Source organism: Kitasatospora sp. NPDC001175 (assembly GCF_053598215.1).
Genome location: NZ_JBSFJU010000013.1, coordinates 37,019 through 53,258, shown reverse-complemented (window position 1 = coordinate 53,258; position 16,240 = coordinate 37,019). Strand labels below are relative to the sequence as shown.

Sequence of the window (16,240 nt, the reverse complement as noted above, 5' to 3'; positions counted from 1 at the left end):
CCGCCGGTCAGATCCTGATCTCCAGGATCTGGCCGCGCCAGGGGCCGTTCGGCTGTGCCACCTCGAAGGCGTCGGTGGGCGTGAAGCCCAACTTCTGGTACTGGCCGACCAGTCGGCGGTCGCCGTCGGCGTAGCAGTCCACCCGGACCAGAGCGATGCCCCGGCGGCGGGCCTCCTCCAGCGCGTCCGCCACCAGCGCCGCGCCGATCCCCGAGCCCTTGCGGCTGCGGTCGGTGACCAGGTTGCGGATGTACAGCTCGCGCTCCCCGGCCACGGTGGCGTAGTCGGTGGCCTGTTCGGAGAGCACGCAGGAGCCGACCACGGTGCCGTCCTCGGCCTCGGCGATCCGGAGCAGGAAGGTGTCGGCGTCGCCCGCGTAGGAGCGCACGCGCTCGACCGCGGTGGGACGGCTGGACCACGGCTGGTCGCCCCACTGCCCGGTCCGGCCGAGCGAGGCCAGCCAGGCCACCGCGCCGTCGAGCAGCCCGAGGACGCCGATCAGGTCGTCGGGGCCGCCGGTACGAATCCTCATGGACACGGTTCTACCGGTTCAAGGCCGTTCAGCGGAAGGGTTTTCAGACCGGTGCCACGGGGGCGGGGGTGTCGGCGCGGGGAGCGCGGGTCCAGCGGGGAGGATGGGGCCATGAGGCTCTTTGTGGCGGTCGATCCGCCTGCGATGGCGGTGCAGGAACTCATTGACGCCGTGGCGCCGTTGCGGGAGATGCCGGGCGCCGAGCGGCTGCGCTGGACGGGCGTGGAGGGCTGGCACCTCACCCTGGCCTTTCTCGGCGAGGTCCCGGTGACGGAGGTCGAGCGGCTGGAGGAGGTGCTCGCGGGCGCGGCGGCCGTGAACGGCGCGCACCGGCTGCGGCTGGCCGGTGGCGGACACTTCGGCGACCGGGTGCTGTGGGTCGGGGTGGACGGCGAGACCTGGGCGCTGCGGCGGCTCGCGGACTCCGTCCGGGAGGGGATCAAGGAGCTCGGATTCGAGGCCGACGAGCGGGGCTTCCACCCGCATCTGACGCTGGCCCGGGCCGGTTCCGGCCACGGGCACAGCCGGGCGGTCCGGCGGTCCGCGCCCGGGGAGCTGCAGGGCATGGCGGCCGCGCTGGAGGGGTTCCGGGGGAGCGAGTGGGAGGCCGGCGAGCTGCGGCTGATGCGCAGCACCCTCAGCTACGGGCCGGCCAGGTACGAGCAGCTGCGGGCCTGGCCGCTCGCACGCTGGGAGGCCTCCTCGTAGGTCCCTCCGGGCCGGCCCCGGGCCTTGCCCGTCGCGGCGTGCCCTCCGGGAGGAAGTCCCCGAAGGGCATGCCGCACGGTCCCAGCCGTGGTGGAACGTCCGCCCGCCGGCGCCGCCGGAGACCGACCGGACCTCGTGGATCTGCGGTCTTGGTCCGTGGCTTGAGGGACGTGACGCTGCCGGGTGCCTATGGCACCCCCGCCCCGATCGACGGCTCGGTGCGAAGCTCGACGAACCGCGGCTCGGCGTCGCCGAGTTCGAGCAGGACTAGTTCGTTGCGGCCGGTCCGCAGCAGCGGCTGGGGACAGAACAGGGCCTGCTGCGGCCCGGTGGCGTCGTAGCGGCCGAGCAGGAAGCCGTTGACCCAGAGGTAGCCGCGCCGTCCACCGGGCACCGCCAGATAGGTGTCACCGGTCGCGTCCAGGGGCAGTACGCCCCGCGCGAGTCCGAGACCCCCGTCCCCGGTGACGAGTTCGGGCAGCGGTGCGTCCAGGTCGAAGACCTCGGCCCGGCAGCCGTGCAGGTACTGCCGTTCGTGCCGTACCCCGCCGGTGATGCCCTTGGGCTCCCCGCCGTGCGGGCCGTAGTTGACCCGGCCGAGCGAGTCCACCAGCAGTTCGACCAGCGCCCCGCCCGCCACCGTCACCGGCTCGCCGGCCACTGAGCGGGCCAGCTCGGCGACCCGCTCCCCGTCCACCAGCAGCACCGCCCGGTCGTGCAGCCCCTCGACCGTCAGCGGAAGGCCGGGTCGCCGCTCGGGCACCCGGAAGGTGTACCTGACCAGCCCGTGCTCGATCCCCAGTTCCTCGAAGGACGGTGGGACGGCGGACTCCACCGGCGCATCGAACGGGACCGGTGCCCGCTCGGTCAGTTCGACCGTCGCCGGGCCCAGCAGCCCGGGCAGCTCGGGCAGCCGCGGAGTGATCTCGGAACGGAACCGGGCCTGTTCGGGATGGAGCGCCGCGAACTCGGCCAGTACCGAGCGGAACAGCTCGTACTTGGCGGTCGGCGCCCCGCGCTCGTCCAGCGGTGCGTCGTAGTCGTACGAGGTGGTGACCGGCTGGTACGGCGAGTGCGTCCAGTCGGTGGAGTTGAACGGCGGGTCGGCGTGGTTGGCCCCGGCGCCGGTGCCGAAGTTGGTGCCGCCGTGCGCCATGTAGAGGTTGACCGAGGCACCCGCGGCGAGGATGCGCCGCAGCGTTTCGGCGGCCTCGGCGGCGTCCCTGGTGTGGTGCGGCTCGCCCCAGTGGTCGAACCAGCCGTTCCAGTACTCCATGCAGAACGGCGGGTCCTGCGGCCGGTGCCGGCGCAGTACCTCGAAGGCCGCCTCGGGCGCGGAGCCGAAGTTCACGGTGGCGAGCACCCCGGGCAGGGTGCCGCCGGTGAGCATGTGGTCCTCGGGGCCGTCCGAGGTGAACAGCGGCACGGTGAACCCCCGCCGCCGCAGCCCGTCGGCCAGGTGCTGCAGGTAGCCGGCGTCGCTGCCGTAGGAGCCGTACTCGTTCTCCACCTGCACCATGAGCACATTGCCGCCCGCGTCCACCTGTCGCGCCGCCACCGCGGGCAACAGGGCGTCGAAGTAGCGGTCCACGGCGGCGAGATAGGCCGGGTCGCTGGTCCTGGCCCGCCGTCCGAGCCGGGAGGTCAGCCAGCCGGGCAGGCCGCCGTTGTCCCACTCGGCGCAGATGTACGGCCCGGGCCGGACGATCGCCCAGAGCCCCTGCCGGTCAGCCTCGTCCAGGAAGCCGGCCAGCTCGGCCAGCCGCCGGAACTCGCCGGGCCTGGGCTCGTGCAGGTTCCACGGGACGTACGTCTCGACCGTGTTGAGTCCCATCGCGCGCAGTGCCGCCAGCCGCTGGGGCCACTGCTCGGGGCGGGTACGGAAGTAGTGCAGGGCGCCGGAGAGGATCCGCAGCGGGCGGCCGCCGAGCCTGAAGCCCGCGGAGTCGTAGGTGAGCATGCGCCCAGCCTGCGGGAGCGGCGGGCCGGACGCCACGGGCCCGGCCGCGGGGCGTGTCGGACCGCCGGGCCGCGGTGCGCGGTGCGGGGGAGTGCCGAGGTCCGCGCGGCCACCCGGTAACCTCGATGGACGTGGACCCCAAGACTCGTATGCGGATCGTGTCCGGCGCGCTCGTACTGCTGCTGGTAGTGGTGCTGATCAGCTCACTCGCCAAGTGATCACAGCGGTTCCCGCGGGGCGGCCGGGCCCGTTCCCGGTACCCGGGCCGCCCCTGCCCAGTTCCGGCTACAGGTGGTCCACCACGTAGTCGATGCAGGCGGTGAGGGCCTGGACGTCGGCGGGGTCGATGGCGGGGAACATCGCGATGCGCAGCTGGTTGCGGCCCAGCTTGCGGTAGGGCTCGGTGTCCACGACGCCGTTGGCGCGCAGTGCCGTGGCGATCGCCGCGGCGTCGATCGACTCGTCGAAGTCGATGGTGCCGACCACCTGCGAGCGCTCCTCGGGCCTGGCCACGAAGGGCTGCGCGAAGGAGGACCGCTCGGCCCAGCCGTACAGGATCGAGGAGGACTCGGCGGTCCGCTTGACCGCCCAGTCCAGCCCGCCCTGGCCGTTCAGCCAGTCCAGCTGCTCGGCCAGCAGGAAGAGGGTGGAGATCGACGGGGTGTTGTAGGTCTGGTCCTTCGAGGAGTTGTCGATCGCGGTCGGCAGGTCGAAGAACGGCGGGACGTACCGGCCGGAGGCGGCGATCTCGGCGGCGCGCTCCAGCGCGGCCGGGGAGAAGGTGGCCAGCCAGAGCCCGCCCTCGGAGGCGAAGGACTTCTGCGGGGCGAAGTAGTAGACGTCGGTCTCGCTGATGTCGACCGGCAGGCCGCCGGCGCCCGAGGTGGCGTCCACCAGGACCAGCGAGCCCTCGTCCGCGCCCGCCGGGCGGCGGATCGGCATGGCGACACCGGTCGAGGTCTCGTTGTGGGTGAGCGCGTAGACGTCCACGCCCGCCTCGGCGGACGGCAGCGGGTGGGTGCCCGGCTCGGTCTTGATCACCGACGGTTCGGCCAGCCACGGCGCGGCCTTCACCGAAGCGGCGAACTTGGACGAGAACTCACCGAAGTTGAGGTGCTGGGACTTCTCGCGCACCAGCCCGAAGGCCGCGACGTCCCAGAACGCGGTGGAGCCGCCGTTGCCGAGCACGACCTGGTACCCCTCGGGGAGGGAGAACAGGCTGCTCACGCCCTCGCGGACGCGCTTGACCAGGTTCTTGACCGGGGCTTGGCGGTGCGAGGTGCCCAGCAGCGAGGTCCCGGTGGCGGCGAGGGCGCTCAGGGCCTCGGGACGCACCTTGGACGGGCCGCAGCCGAAGCGGCCGTCAGCGGGCAGATTGTCGATGGGGATCTGGATCTGAGCCACGGGCGCAGCCTAGTGCCCCGGGTCGCGCTCGCGGGAGCTTCGTCCGCCCGCTGAGATGTGATCTTTTCCCAAGCGGGCGGGCCTGGAGGGTACTTCCCGGCCCGCCCGAAAGAGTGATACGGCGTCAGGGCGCCGGCCGGTCTCAGTGGGAGATCGCGTCCCAGCCCTCGACCTCCTGCGGGCTGCGCGGGCCGGGGCCCACATAGCGCGCGGAGGGGCGCACGAGGCGTCCGGTGCGCTTCTGCTCCAGGATGTGCGCCGACCAGCCGGCGGTGCGGGCGCAGGTGAACATCGAGGTGAACATGTGCGCCGGGACCTCGGCGAAGTCCAGCATGATCGCGGCCCAGAACTCGACGTTGGTGGCCAGCACGCGGTCGGGGCGGCGGTTGTGCAGCTCCTCCAGCGCGGCCTTCTCCAGCGCCTCGGCGATCTCGAAGCGCGGCGCGCCGAGCTCCTTGGCGGTACGCCGCAGCACCCGGGCGCGCGGGTCCTCGGCGCGGTAGACGCGGTGGCCGAAGCCCATCAGGCGCTCGCCCTTGTCGAGGGCCTTCTTCACGTAGCCGACGGCGTCGCCGGTGCGCTCGATCTCCTCGATCATGTGCAGCACGCGGGAGGGTGCGCCGCCGTGCAGCGGGCCGGACATCGCGCCGACGGCGCCCGACAGGGCCGCCGCCACATCCGCGCCGGTCGAGGCGATGACCCGGGCGGTGAAGGTGGAGGCGTTCATGCCGTGCTCGGCGGCCGAGGTCCAGTACGCGTCGACGGCCTTGACGTGCTTGGGGTCCGGCTCGCCCCGCCAGCGGATCATGAACCGCTCGACCACGGTCTCGGCCTTGTCGATCTCGCGCTGCGGGACCATCGGCAGGCCCTGGCCGCGCGCGGACTGCGCGACGTACGAGAGCGCCATGACCGCGGCGCGGGCGAGGTCGTCGCGGGCCTGCTCGGCGGAGATGTCCAGCAGCGGCTTGAGGCCCCACACCGGCGCGAGCATGGCGAGGGCGGACTGCACGTCGACCCGGATGTCACCGGAGTGCACCGGGATCGGGAACGGCTCGGCCGCGGGCAGGCCCGGGTTGAACTTGCCGTCCACCAGCAGGCCCCAGACGTGGCCGAAGGAGACATGACCGACCAGGTCGTCGATGTCCACGCCTCGGTAGCGCAGCGCGCCGCCTTCACGGTCGGGCTCGGCGATCTCGCTCTCGAAGGCGACTACTCCCTCAAGCCCGGGTACGAAATCGGACATCAGCGGCTCCTTCAGTGATCCGGTCCGGCGGGCGCCATGGTGGGGCGGCTCCGTCGGGTGACCGATGGTGGTTGGCACTCGGTGCCAGCGTGGCAGGCACGGAGTGCATTGCGCCATACACCACCATGGTGATGTTTCCCCTTGCGCCACATCCAATCCGGTGCCGGGGCCCGGGTTGGGGGTGGATTTCCTTGATAAAACCCGACAATTCCGGACATAATCCCCGGCTGGCAGGCGGTGGCGCGTCGGCGAGTCACGGTATCTCCCGCCCAGGTTTCCCCGGACGTAGCGGTACCCGACGCTTGTCGTACGGGATGATGTTGGCGTGCCTACCGCGGAACGCCACCCGACATCCCTGACCACGCCGACCGAGGACCGGCCGGGTCCGGACCTGACCGTGATGCGCAAGCATTACCAGCACGAGGGCCTGGTCGAGGAGCAGCTCGCGGCCGACCCGGTCGCCCAGTTCACCCGCTGGTTCCACGAGGCCGACGAGGCCGGCGTGGTCGAGCCGAACGCCATGGTGCTCTCCAGTGCCGACGCCGAGGGTCGGCCGAGCTCGCGCACCGTCCTGCTGAAGGGCTACGACCAGCGCGGCTTCGTCTTCTACACCAACTACGGCTCGCAGAAGGGGAGTGAACTGTCCGTCAATCCCCATGCGGCGCTGCTCTTCCCGTGGATCGCGATCGCCCGCCAGGTGCTGATCACCGGCCGGGTGGAGAAGGTCGGCCGGGACGAGACGGCGGCCTACTTCCGTACCAGGCCGCACGGTTCGCAGCTCGGGGCCTGGGCGAGCGAGCAGTCCAGCCCGGTGAGCAGTCGGGAGGTGCTGGAGCAGCGCTACGCCGAGCTCGAGCGCCGCTACCCGGAGGGCGAGGGCGTGCCGGTGCCGCCGTTCTGGGGTGGGTACCGGGTGGTCCCCGAGCGGGTGGAGTTCTGGCAGGGACGGGAGAACCGGTTGCACGACCGGCTGCGCTATGTCGCCGAGGGCGGCGGCTGGCGGGTCGAGCGGCTCTGCCCGTAGCGGAGCGCGGGGCGCCGGATCGTGCGGCCGGTCTACGCTGGTTGCAGTAGTCGGCGCTCCGCTGAAGCGACGGATTCAGTCGCACGAACGGGTGTTTCTCCCGGTTCCTCCCATAGGCTCGTGGTTCGGCGGCCCGGACTGCGGCTGTAGCTGATGCCGTCAGTCGCAGTAGCGCGATTCGCTCAACATGCTGAACCAACTCACTCGGACGGGTTAATAACGGGGAAACCGCAGTCACCTCTCGGGATACTCGCCGTTGGGTGGACCAGGGCGAGGGGAGGTCTTGTGTTTGACCCGATCCCTCACCGTTCCACTCGCAGAAACGAGACATCTCATGGTCGCCGCACTCGTCACCGGACCAGCTGATCGCGAAGCCGTCGAGGAGCCAGCCCCACGGGCCTCACTCGCCTCACTCGCCGCTCTGGGAACCGATACCCTCACCGCTGACCTGCACCGGGTGCTGCCGGGCGCGGATTCCGGCCGGCTCGCCGTGGCGGCCTTCAACTCCTCTATCTGACGGGCTGATACGGCCGGCAGACGCTGATGTCCCCCTTGACGGTCCCGTTCTCGCAGTTCGTTCTCAAAGTGCACAGCAGATGCGATCTCGCCTGTGACCACTGCTACGTGTACGAGCACGCCGACACCAGCTGGCGCGGCAAACCCCGCGCGGTCTCCGAGCGAGTGCTGGTCGCGGCGGCCGAGCGGATCGCCGAACACGCCAGGGCGCACCGTCTGCCGGCTGTCCACGTGGTGCTCCACGGCGGTGAGCCCCTGCTGGCGGGCCCCGTACTGCTGCGCCGGGCCGCCGAGGAACTCCACCGGGCCCTCCCCCCCGGATGCGCCCTGGACCTGCGGATCCACACCAACGGCGTGCTGCTCAGCCGGGCCTTCTGCGACCTCTTCGCCGAGCTGGAGATCAAGGTCGGGATCTCGCTCGACGGCGACCGCGAGGCCAACGACCGGCACCGTCGCTTCGCCGACGGGCGCAGCAGCCACGACAAGGTGCTGGCCGCGATCGGGCTGCTGCGGCTCCCCGAGTACCGGCACCTGTACGCCGGGCTGCTCTGCACCATCGACGTGGAGAACGATCCGGTCGCCGTCTACGACGCGCTGGTCGCCCTCGAACCGCCCCGGATCGACTTCCTGCTCCCGCACGCCACCTGGGACCAGCCGCCGAAGCGGCCGGACGGCGCGGGGCAGACGCCCTACGCGGATTGGCTGATGGCCGTCTACGACCGCTGGACGAGCCAGGGCCGTCCGGTGCCCGTCCGCACCTTCGACTCCGTGCACCGCACCCTGCGCGGGCAGTCCAGCCTCACCGAGTCGCTCGGGCTCGACCCGGCCGACCTGGTGGTCATCGAGACCGACGGCACCCTGGAGCAGGCGGACAGCCTGAAGACCGCCTACGACGGCGCCCCGGCCACCGGATTCGACCTCTTCGAGCACAGCCTGGACGAGGTGGCCGCCCACCCGCGGATGGTGGAACGGCAGTCGGGGCTGGCCGGGTTGTGCGAGAAGTGCCGCTCCTGTCCCGTCGTCCGCTCCTGCGGCGGTGGCCTGTACGCCCACCGCTACCGCAGCGGACGGGACTTCGACAATCCCTCCGTCTTCTGCGGGGACCTGATGAGACTGATCACCACCATCCGGGACCGGGTGGTCACCCGCGCCGCCGTCCCCGCCCAGGTCGCACCGGTCGAACCCGCGCTCACCGAGCGCCAGTTGGACGAACTCGCCCGGGGGTACGGCAGTGCGCCGACCGTGGCGGCGCTGGCCGCGGCCCAACTCGGCGTCACCCGGCGGCTGCTGGCGGCACTGGCCGGCGAGCCGGCCGAACCCTGGTCGCTGCTCACCGAGCTGGACGCCAGCGCGCCCGAGGCGCTGGACGCGGTGCTCGCCCACCCCTACGTCCGGGCCTGGGCGGTGCGCTGCCTGAGCGGCGAACCGGGCGCCGATCTCGGCACGCTCGCCGAGGTCGCCGCGGCGGCCGCGCTGCGGGCCGGTCTGGACTTCGAGCTTCCGGTGCCGGTGCGGGGCGGCGCGGTCCACCTGCCGACGCTGGGCCGGGTGCTCACCGTCGGCGCCGGCCAGGCCGAACTGCACGGCAACGCCGACGGGTTCACCGTGCGCGGGGTCAGGGTCGGCTGGGACACGGCGAGCGGCGAGCAGTGGCAGCCGGTCCGGCGGCTCGCGCTGGCGGGTGGCTGGACGGTCGCACTGGAGGACACCGACCCGCAGCGCGACTGCCACCAGTGGCCGGTCGAGGACCGCCTGGGTGAGGACGAACTGCTGAACTGGGCAGGCGCGTTGCGCGAGGCCTGGGAGCTGATCCTGCGAGACATGCCCGGCCACGCGGCCGGAGTCCGGGTCGGGCTCGGCACCGTCACCCCGCTCCGTCCGGGGCCGGCCGGGAGGGACGTCAGTGCGGCGGCCCGGCAGGCGTTCGGCACCGTCGGCATCGCCAGGCCCGTCACCGCGCCCACCCTGGCGCTGCTGATCACGCATGAGTTCCAGCACGTCAAGCTGGGTGCGGTACTGGATTTCCACGACCTGTACGACCCGGAGGACCAGAGCCGCTACTACGCGCCCTGGCGGCCGGACCCGCGCCCGCTGGAGGGGCTGCTGCAGGGCACGTACGCGCACCTGGCCGTCTCCGAGTACTGGGCGAGCAGGGTCCGGGCCTACGACGGGCTGCCGGGCGAACTGGCAGACCATGCGCGGGTGGAGCTGGCGACCTGGCGGGCGCACACCGCGCAGGCCCTGGACACGCTGGCCGGCTCCCGCGCGCTGACGGCGCTCGGGGCGCGCTTCGTCGAGGGAATGCGCGCCGGGCTCGAACCCTGGCTGCGACTGCCGCTCCCGGCGGAGGCCGAGAGCGCCGCGCGCCGGGCGGCCGAGCGCAACCTCGCCGAGTGGCGGGCCCGCGCCGCGCTGACCGGTTCCTGAGCCAGGGACGCCAGGGAGGGGCGGCGATGTACGGCGTGGACCGGCTGGCGGAGGACCTGACCCGACTGGGCGTGGAGCGGGGAGAGACGCTGCTGGTGCAGTCCTCGCTCCGCTCGATCGGCCCGATGGCGGACGGCCCCGGCACCCTGCTGGAGGCGCTGCGGCGGGTGCTGGGCCCCGAGGGCACCGTGGTGGTCTACACGGCGACCCCTGAGAACTCCAACACCTCCCGGCTGGCGCTGGCCCCCACCGACGGGATGACCCCCGAGCAGAGCCGGGCGTACTGGGAGGCCAAACCCCCGTTCGACCGCGCCAGGACGCCGACATCGAAGATTCTCGGCCACTTTTCCGAGCTGGTCAGACGCCACCCGGACGCGGTGCGCAGCAGCCATCCCCAGACCTCCTTCGCCGCGCTCGGCAGCCAGGCGCGGGAGTTGACGCGGCGTCACCGCTGGGCCGGCCACCTGGGGCAGCACTCGCCCGTGCAGAAGCTGTACGACCGGGGGGCCCGCGCCCTGCTGATCGGCGTCCCCGTCTGGTGCTGCACCGCCTTCCATCTCGCCGAGTACCTGCAGGACGACCCGCCGATGCAGCGCTACGGCTGCGTGATCACCGACCCCGGGGGGCGGCGGCGCTGGGTGCACTTCGAGGCCGTCCACCTGCGGGACGAGCACTTCGAACCGATGGCCTCCGCTCTGGAGACGGGTATGCCGAGCCTGCTCTCGGGTACTCTCGGTGATGCGAGCTGCTACCTGCTCCGGATCGCCGAGGGAGTGGACGTGGCGGACAAGTTCCTCCGTGGCAACCGCAGTTGAATCTCCGCAGTCCAGCCGCCCTGATTGACGGTGCCACGGGCAGTCGACGGGTGTCGCCCTATTCCCTACGGGAAGTCCAGGTTCCTAGACTGACAACCCCTCTGTGGGGGAACGACGTAACTGGGAACCGGACGTAGTACCGACTACGTCCGGTGCGGTACACCACCATCACACACCGGACGGTCTCGGGGGAGGCGCGTGTGTACGACGACCCTGGGGGTTGGGACGAGGACACGGCACGGCCGTACTTCTTCCTCAGCTACGCGCACACTCCGCGTGCGGGTACCAGGGGAGCGGGAGACCCCAACCACTGGGTGAGCAAGCTGTACGAGGACCTCTGCGAGGCCGTGCTCCAGCTCACCGACCTGCCGGAGGGCGCACCGGTCGGATTCATGGACCAGTCCATGCACCAGGGGACGCTGTGGGCGAAACGGCTCTCCCAGGAGCTGGCCACCTGCCGGGTCTTCGTCCCGCTCTACTCCCCGCGCTACTTCAACAGCCTGGCCTGCGGCCAGGAGTGGTACTCCTTCACCCAGCGCCCGGTCTACCCGGAGCGCTCCACTTCGGAGCGGACCAGCGGAATCGTTCCGGTGCTCTGGGTCGCCATGGGGAACTACCAGTTGCCCGAGGTGGCCAGCCAGCTCCAGTTCAACCACAGCAGTTTCGGCCCGGACTACGCCGCCGAGGGGCTGTACGCGCTGATGAAGCTGAGCTACTTCCGCGCCTCGTACGAGCTGGCCGTGCACCGGCTGGCCAAGCGGATCGTGGACGTCGCCGAGGAAACGGTCATCCCGGTCGGGCGGCCGCTGGACTTCCAGTCGCAGCCCAGTGCCTTCAAGGCGCTCGCGCCCACCAAGCAGCTGCGGATCTCGGTGTTCTCCTACCGCCAGTCGGAGCTGCCTCAGGAGCGGAATCCCGACTACTACGGGCCGCGCCGGATCGACTGGCACCCCTACCAGCCGCAGTCCGCACGGCCGTTGGCCGAGCACGCGATGCGGCTGGCCAAGCAGCTGGGCTTCCACCCCAGCATCCACGAGTTCGACCAGGAGGTCGAGGAGATCCTCTCCAACCGGGAGCCCGCCGCACCCGGACTCGTGCTGCTGGACCGCTGGGCGCTGCGGGACGAGGAGCGGCGGGAAATGGTCGCCCGGTTCGACCGCAGCAATCCGCCGTGGGTGAGCGTGCTCGAACCGTGGAACACCTCTGACGCGGACTGCGTCGAGCACGATCAGCCGCTGTCCGAACTGAGTGCGAAAACACTGAAGTCGAAACGACGCGAAGCCAAACCGAGTTTCCAGGAGGACGCCGCGGGACTGGCCACGCTGGAGGACTTCGAGGACGCGCTGCCCCGGGCCGCGATGCGGGCCAAGTACGCCTTCGAGGACCGATCCAGAAGCGGCCAGGTGAGGTCGGGCGCACCCAAGCCCAGCCTGCGGGAGGCCTTCGGCGGGGAGCCCGGGCCGTGGCGGCCCGGGACGGGGCGCGGCGAGCCGGGCGGCCAGGAGGCGGCCCGTTACGAGGACGGTCCACAGTCGGGGGCCGGTCCAGGGGGAGGAGAGGAATGACCGAGAACCCGACCAGGAACCTCAAGCGGCACGCCCCGGGCGCCTTGGCACCCGCACCCGAGTCACAGGCGAACGAGGACCGGCAGGGCCGGATCGTCACCTTCTACTCGTACAAGGGCGGCACCGGGCGCACCATGGCGCTGGCCAACACGGCCTGGATCCTGGCCGCCAACGGTTTCCGGGTGCTCACCGTCGACTGGGACCTGGAGGCGCCCGGCCTGGCCCGGTTCTTCCACCCGTTCCTCGATCCGGTCGCGCTGGCCGGGACGACCGGGATGATGGACCTGATCACCGAGTACCGGGAGGAGGCGCTGCGCGAGGTCGACCACGTCCCCGGCTGGCACGAGGACTTCGCCCGGGTCCACCCGCACGCCCTCTCGCTCTCCTGGCCGGGCTTCCCGCCCGGCGGCAGCCTGGACTTCCTCTCGGCCGGCCAGCAGAACCGGGACTACTCCGAGTCGGTGGGCCGGCTCGACTGGGACCTGTTCTACGAGCGGTTCGACGGCGGGCTGTTCTTCGACGCGCTGCGCCGGGACATGAGCCGCCGCTACGACTACGTGCTGATCGACAGCCGTACCGGCCTCTCCGACATCGCCGAGATCTGCACCGTGCAGATGCCGGACGACCTGGTGGTCTGCTTCACCCTCAGCGACCAGTCGATCGACGGTGCCTCCAAGATCGCTCAGCACATCAACGACCGGTACCGGGAGCGCGGCATCCGGATCCTGCCGGTGCCGATGCGCATCGACGAGGGCGAGAAGGAGAAGGCCGACGCCGGGCGGGCGCTGGCCAGGCTGCGCTTCGCCGGCCTGCCCGAGGGCCTGGCGGACGAGGAACTCGCCCAGTACTGGGGCTCGGTGGAGGTGCCGTACCGGCCGTTCTACGCCTACGAGGAGATCCTGGCCACCTTCGGGGACCAGGTGGGGACGCCCACCTCGATGCTGGCCGCCTGCGAGCGGATCACCTCGGTGATCACCAGGGGCCGGGTCACCGGGCTGCCGCCGGTGGACGAGGAGGTCCGGCTGCGGTTCGTGGACGCCTACACCCGGCGCCGGCCGACCGTCCCGGCCGACCTGTACCTCAGCTATGTGCCCGAGGACCGGATGTGGGCGGACTGGATCGCCGCAGTCCTGGAGAACGCCGGGTTCCGGGTGGTGCCAAGGGACCTGGGCGCCGGCGCGGACTCGCGCACGGAGACCGAGCGGGGCATCGACGCCGCGTTCCGGACGGTCGCGGTGTTCTCGGCCGCCTATCTGCGTTCGCCGCAGGCCCGGGCGCTGTGGGACTCGATGGCCGGCTTCGACCCGGCGGGCACCCGCCGCCAGCTGGTGCCGGTCCGGGTCAGCGACGTCCGCCTCGCCGCGCCGTTCAACAGCCGCAACCCGGTCGACCTGGTCGGCCGCGACGAGGACCAGGCCGCCGCGATCCTGCTGCGCGCGCTGGGCCGGGAGAACGCGGGCGGCGGCGAGGGCAGCGGCGGGGCCGTGCCGCGCTTCCCCGGCACCAAGCCCTCGTACTGGTCGGTGCCGCAGCGAAACCCCTCCTTCACCGGGCGCGCCAAGGTCCTGGACGAGCTGCGCGACCAGCTGGTCGGCGGGCCCACGGCGGTGCTGCCCACCCCGCAGACGCTGTACGGGCTCGGCGGCGTCGGCAAGACCCAGCTGGCGCTGGAGTACGCCCATCGGTACATGTCGCACTACGACCTGGTCTGGTGGATCGACGCCGAGCAGACCGAGCTTGTTCCCGCCTCCCTCGCGGACCTCGCCAACCGGCTGGGCCTGCGGGTCGGCGACAGCGTCAACGAGGCCGCCGAGGCGGCCCGGGAGGCACTGCGCCGGGGCACCCCGACCTCCCGCTGGCTGCTGATCTTCGACAACGCCGACGAGCCCTCGGAGATCCGCAGGTACTTCCCCGGCGGCTCCGGGCACATCCTGGTGACCTCGCGGAACCAGGCGTGGTCCGGGCAGGCCGGGGTGCTGGGCGTCGACGTCTTCACCCGCGGCGAGAGCATCGAGCACCTCACCCGCCGTACCCGCGGGCTCTCCCGGCAGGACGCCGACCGGGTGGCCGACGCGGTCGGCGACCTGCCGCTGGCCGTCGAGGTGGCGGCCGCCTGGCTGGACACCACCCGCACCCCCGTGGACACCTACGTCGCCCAGCTGCACGCGGAGGCCACCAAGGCGCTCGCGGTCGGCCGGCCCGTCGACTACCCCAGCCAGGTCGGCGCCACCTGGAACGTCTCCATCGCCCGGCTGCGCGAGCAGTCCCCGGCAGCCGTGCGGCTGTTGCAGCTCTGCGCGTTCTTCGCGCCCGAGCCGATCTCGATGGACCTCTTCTACAGCGACCAGATGATCCGTGCCCTGGTCCGCTACGACGAGGACCTCAGCGACACCTTCATGCTCGGCAAGGTGATCCAGGCGGTCGGCCGGTACGCGCTGGCCAAGGTGGACGCGGCCAGCAACAGCTTCCAGGTGCACCGCCTGGTGCAGGCCGTGGTCCGCGCCGAGATGAACGAGGACGACCGGGTGAACGCGATGCACGAGGTGCACCGCATCCTGGTCGGCGCCCGCCCGGTGCTCGGCGACACCGACAACCCGGCCAACTGGCCGCGCTTCGAGAGGATCTGGCCGCACCTCGCGCCCTCCCGGGCCCAGGACTGCGACGAGCGCGAGACCCGCGAACTGCTGATCGACCGTGTCCGCTACCTCTGGAAGCGCACCGACCTCGACCGCGCCCGGGCACTGGCCGAGCAACTGGACGCCACCTGGGTCGAGCGACTGGGCAGCGAGCGGGACGACATCGAGCGCCGCAACCTGCGCCGGCAGATCCTCAGCCTCAACTTCCAGCTCGCCAACGTGCTCCGCTCGCAGGGCAACTACGCCGACGCGCTGGAGCTCGACGAGGCCACCCTGGCCGGGCAGAAGGAGCTGCTCGGAGAGCACAACCCGTACACCCTGATGACCGCGGGTTCGCTCGGCGCCGACCTGCGGGCACTGGGCCGGTTCCAGGACGCGCTCGACCTCGACCTCGAAACCTACAGCCAGTTCCGGGAGTTGTTCGGCGACGAGAACGCCCGCACCCTCTCGATCGCCAACAACCTGGCGATCGACTACCGCCTGGTCGGCGACAGCGAGGCCGCTCGCGACCTCGACCAGGAGACCTTCGACCGGCGGCTCGCCGTGCTCGGCCCCAAGCACCCGTACACCCTCTCCAGCAAGTCCAACCTGGCCCGCGACCTGCGCGAGGTCGGGGACTACAAGGGTTCGATCGAGCTCCTGCGCGAGGTGACCGAGGAGCTCGCCGACGTCCTCCAGCCCGACCTGCCGGAGAACCTGCGCAACGCCAAGTCCCTTGCGGTGTCGCTGCGCAGGGAGGGCCACCTGAGGGAGGCCAGGCAGCTCACCATGCAGACCTACGAGCGCTACCTGGACCGGTACGGCGCGGAGGCGGCCGACACCCTGGCCTGCGCGCTCAACCTGGCGGCGGACCACTCCGCCTCCGGCGACAAGGAGGCCGCCCGCGACCTCGCCACCACGGTCTACGAGGGCCACCGGCGGCTGTTCGGCGACGAACACCCTTTCACCCTGGCCTGCGAGAACAACCTCGGCATCTACCTGCGCGGCAGCGGCGAGGTCGAGGAGGCGATCCGGCGGGGACGGCACACCGTGGAGGGCCTCCAGCGGGTGCTCGGGCCCGATCATCCCTTCACGCTCAACGCGATGATCAACCTGGCCAACGCGTACGGCGAGGACGGGCAGCTGGCGAGGGCGGAGGAGCTGGAACGGACGGCCTACGCAGGCCTGTGCAACCGGTACAGCCCCACGCACCCGGACGCCATCGCCTGCGAGGCCAACCTCGGGGTCACCCTGCGCAAGGCGGGGCGGCTGGCCCAGGCCACCGAGCTGCGGGACCACGCGGTGGCCGAACTGATCCGGCTCTTCGGCGAGGAGCACCCCAACACGGTCTCCGCCCGCGGCTGGAAGCGGATCAACCGCGACCTGGAGCCCCAGCCGGTGTGACGCCTCTCCCCGGGCGATCGGGTGCAG

Annotated in this window: 11 protein-coding genes; 7 read left to right on the top strand and 4 right to left on the bottom strand. The window is 71.7% G+C overall.

Features of this window, described 5'->3' with window-relative positions:
* Positions 1-7: 7 nt before the first annotated feature.
* Entirely contained in the window at positions 8-532 is a 525-nt protein-coding gene (locus ACWDAK_RS12510) for a GNAT family N-acetyltransferase (RefSeq protein WP_344637831.1), read from the bottom strand.
* Between the two features lie 111 nt (positions 533-643).
* Here ACWDAK_RS12510 and thpR point away from each other — a divergent pair, with 111 nt between their 5' ends.
* Positions 644-1,240, top strand: coding sequence for an RNA 2',3'-cyclic phosphodiesterase (gene thpR, locus ACWDAK_RS12505; protein WP_344637832.1), 597 nt, complete (start codon positions 644-646; stop codon positions 1,238-1,240).
* A 187-nt stretch (positions 1,241-1,427) separates the two neighbouring features.
* On the opposite strand, the gene ACWDAK_RS12500 is transcribed toward thpR, so the two are convergent.
* The 3 genes from ACWDAK_RS12500 to ACWDAK_RS12490 all read right to left on the bottom strand — a co-directional run bounded on the left by ACWDAK_RS12500 (position 1,428) and on the right by ACWDAK_RS12490 (position 5,847).
* Complete coding sequence (locus ACWDAK_RS12500; protein WP_427393304.1) at positions 1,428-3,200, bottom strand: glycoside hydrolase family 35 protein; 1,773 nt, start codon at positions 3,198-3,200, stop codon at positions 1,428-1,430.
* Positions 3,201-3,485: 285 nt separating this feature from the next.
* Positions 3,486-4,604: a phosphoserine transaminase gene (gene serC, locus ACWDAK_RS12495; RefSeq protein WP_344637834.1), complete on the bottom strand. Its 1,119-nt coding sequence runs from the start codon at positions 4,602-4,604 to the stop codon at positions 3,486-3,488.
* A gap of 142 nt (positions 4,605-4,746) precedes the next feature.
* Positions 4,747-5,847, bottom strand: a complete 1,101-nt coding sequence (locus tag ACWDAK_RS12490) for a citrate synthase 2 (protein WP_344637835.1) — start codon at positions 5,845-5,847, stop codon at positions 4,747-4,749.
* Between the two features lie 400 nt (positions 5,848-6,247).
* Between ACWDAK_RS12490 and pdxH the strand changes: the two genes are divergently transcribed.
* The 6 genes from pdxH to fxsT all read left to right on the top strand — a co-directional run bounded on the left by pdxH (position 6,248) and on the right by fxsT (position 16,213).
* Positions 6,248-6,871, top strand: coding sequence for a pyridoxamine 5'-phosphate oxidase (pdxH, locus tag ACWDAK_RS12485; protein ID WP_344637882.1), 624 nt, complete (start codon positions 6,248-6,250; stop codon positions 6,869-6,871).
* Between the two features lie 334 nt (positions 6,872-7,205).
* Positions 7,206-7,388, top strand: a complete 183-nt coding sequence (gene fxsA / locus ACWDAK_RS12480; RefSeq protein WP_344637836.1) for an FxSxx-COOH cyclophane-containing RiPP peptide — start codon at positions 7,206-7,208, stop codon at positions 7,386-7,388.
* 26 nt (positions 7,389-7,414) lie between these two features.
* Positions 7,415-9,814, top strand: a complete 2,400-nt coding sequence (locus ACWDAK_RS12475; RefSeq protein WP_344637837.1) for an FxsB family cyclophane-forming radical SAM/SPASM peptide maturase — start codon at positions 7,415-7,417, stop codon at positions 9,812-9,814.
* 26 nt (positions 9,815-9,840) lie between these two features.
* Positions 9,841-10,629: an aminoglycoside N(3)-acetyltransferase gene (locus tag ACWDAK_RS12470; RefSeq protein ID WP_344637838.1), complete on the top strand. Its 789-nt coding sequence runs from the start codon at positions 9,841-9,843 to the stop codon at positions 10,627-10,629.
* A 200-nt stretch (positions 10,630-10,829) separates the two neighbouring features.
* The gene (locus ACWDAK_RS12465; RefSeq protein WP_427393305.1) at positions 10,830-12,194 is read left to right on the top strand and encodes a TIR-like protein FxsC; all 1,365 of its coding nucleotides are present in this window, start codon (positions 10,830-10,832) and stop codon (positions 12,192-12,194) included.
* Complete coding sequence (gene fxsT, locus ACWDAK_RS12460; RefSeq protein WP_427393306.1) at positions 12,191-16,213, top strand: FxSxx-COOH system tetratricopeptide repeat protein; 4,023 nt, start codon at positions 12,191-12,193, stop codon at positions 16,211-16,213. The genes ACWDAK_RS12465 and fxsT overlap by 4 nt, the downstream gene beginning before the upstream one ends.
* The last annotated feature ends 27 nt before the right edge of the window (positions 16,214-16,240 follow it).

Bases quoted from the DNA above. Each gene is read 5' to 3' on its own strand.
- ACWDAK_RS12510 (WP_344637831.1), bottom strand. From the start codon at position 532: ATGAGGATTCGTACCGGCGGCCCCGACGACCTGATCGGCGTCCTCGGG.
- thpR (WP_344637832.1), top strand. From the start codon at position 644: ATGAGGCTCTTTGTGGCGGTCGATCCGCCTGCGATGGCGGTGCAGGAA.
- ACWDAK_RS12500 (WP_427393304.1), bottom strand. From the start codon at position 3,200: ATGCTCACCTACGACTCCGCGGGCTTCAGGCTCGGCGGCCGCCCGCTG.
- ACWDAK_RS12490 (WP_344637835.1), bottom strand. From the start codon at position 5,847: ATGTCCGATTTCGTACCCGGGCTTGAGGGAGTAGTCGCCTTCGAGAGC.
- pdxH (WP_344637882.1), top strand. From the start codon at position 6,248: ATGCGCAAGCATTACCAGCACGAGGGCCTGGTCGAGGAGCAGCTCGCG.
- fxsA (WP_344637836.1), top strand. From the start codon at position 7,206: ATGGTCGCCGCACTCGTCACCGGACCAGCTGATCGCGAAGCCGTCGAG.
- ACWDAK_RS12475 (WP_344637837.1), top strand. From the start codon at position 7,415: ATGTCCCCCTTGACGGTCCCGTTCTCGCAGTTCGTTCTCAAAGTGCAC.
- ACWDAK_RS12470 (WP_344637838.1), top strand. From the start codon at position 9,841: ATGTACGGCGTGGACCGGCTGGCGGAGGACCTGACCCGACTGGGCGTG.
- fxsT (WP_427393306.1), top strand. From the start codon at position 12,191: ATGACCGAGAACCCGACCAGGAACCTCAAGCGGCACGCCCCGGGCGCC.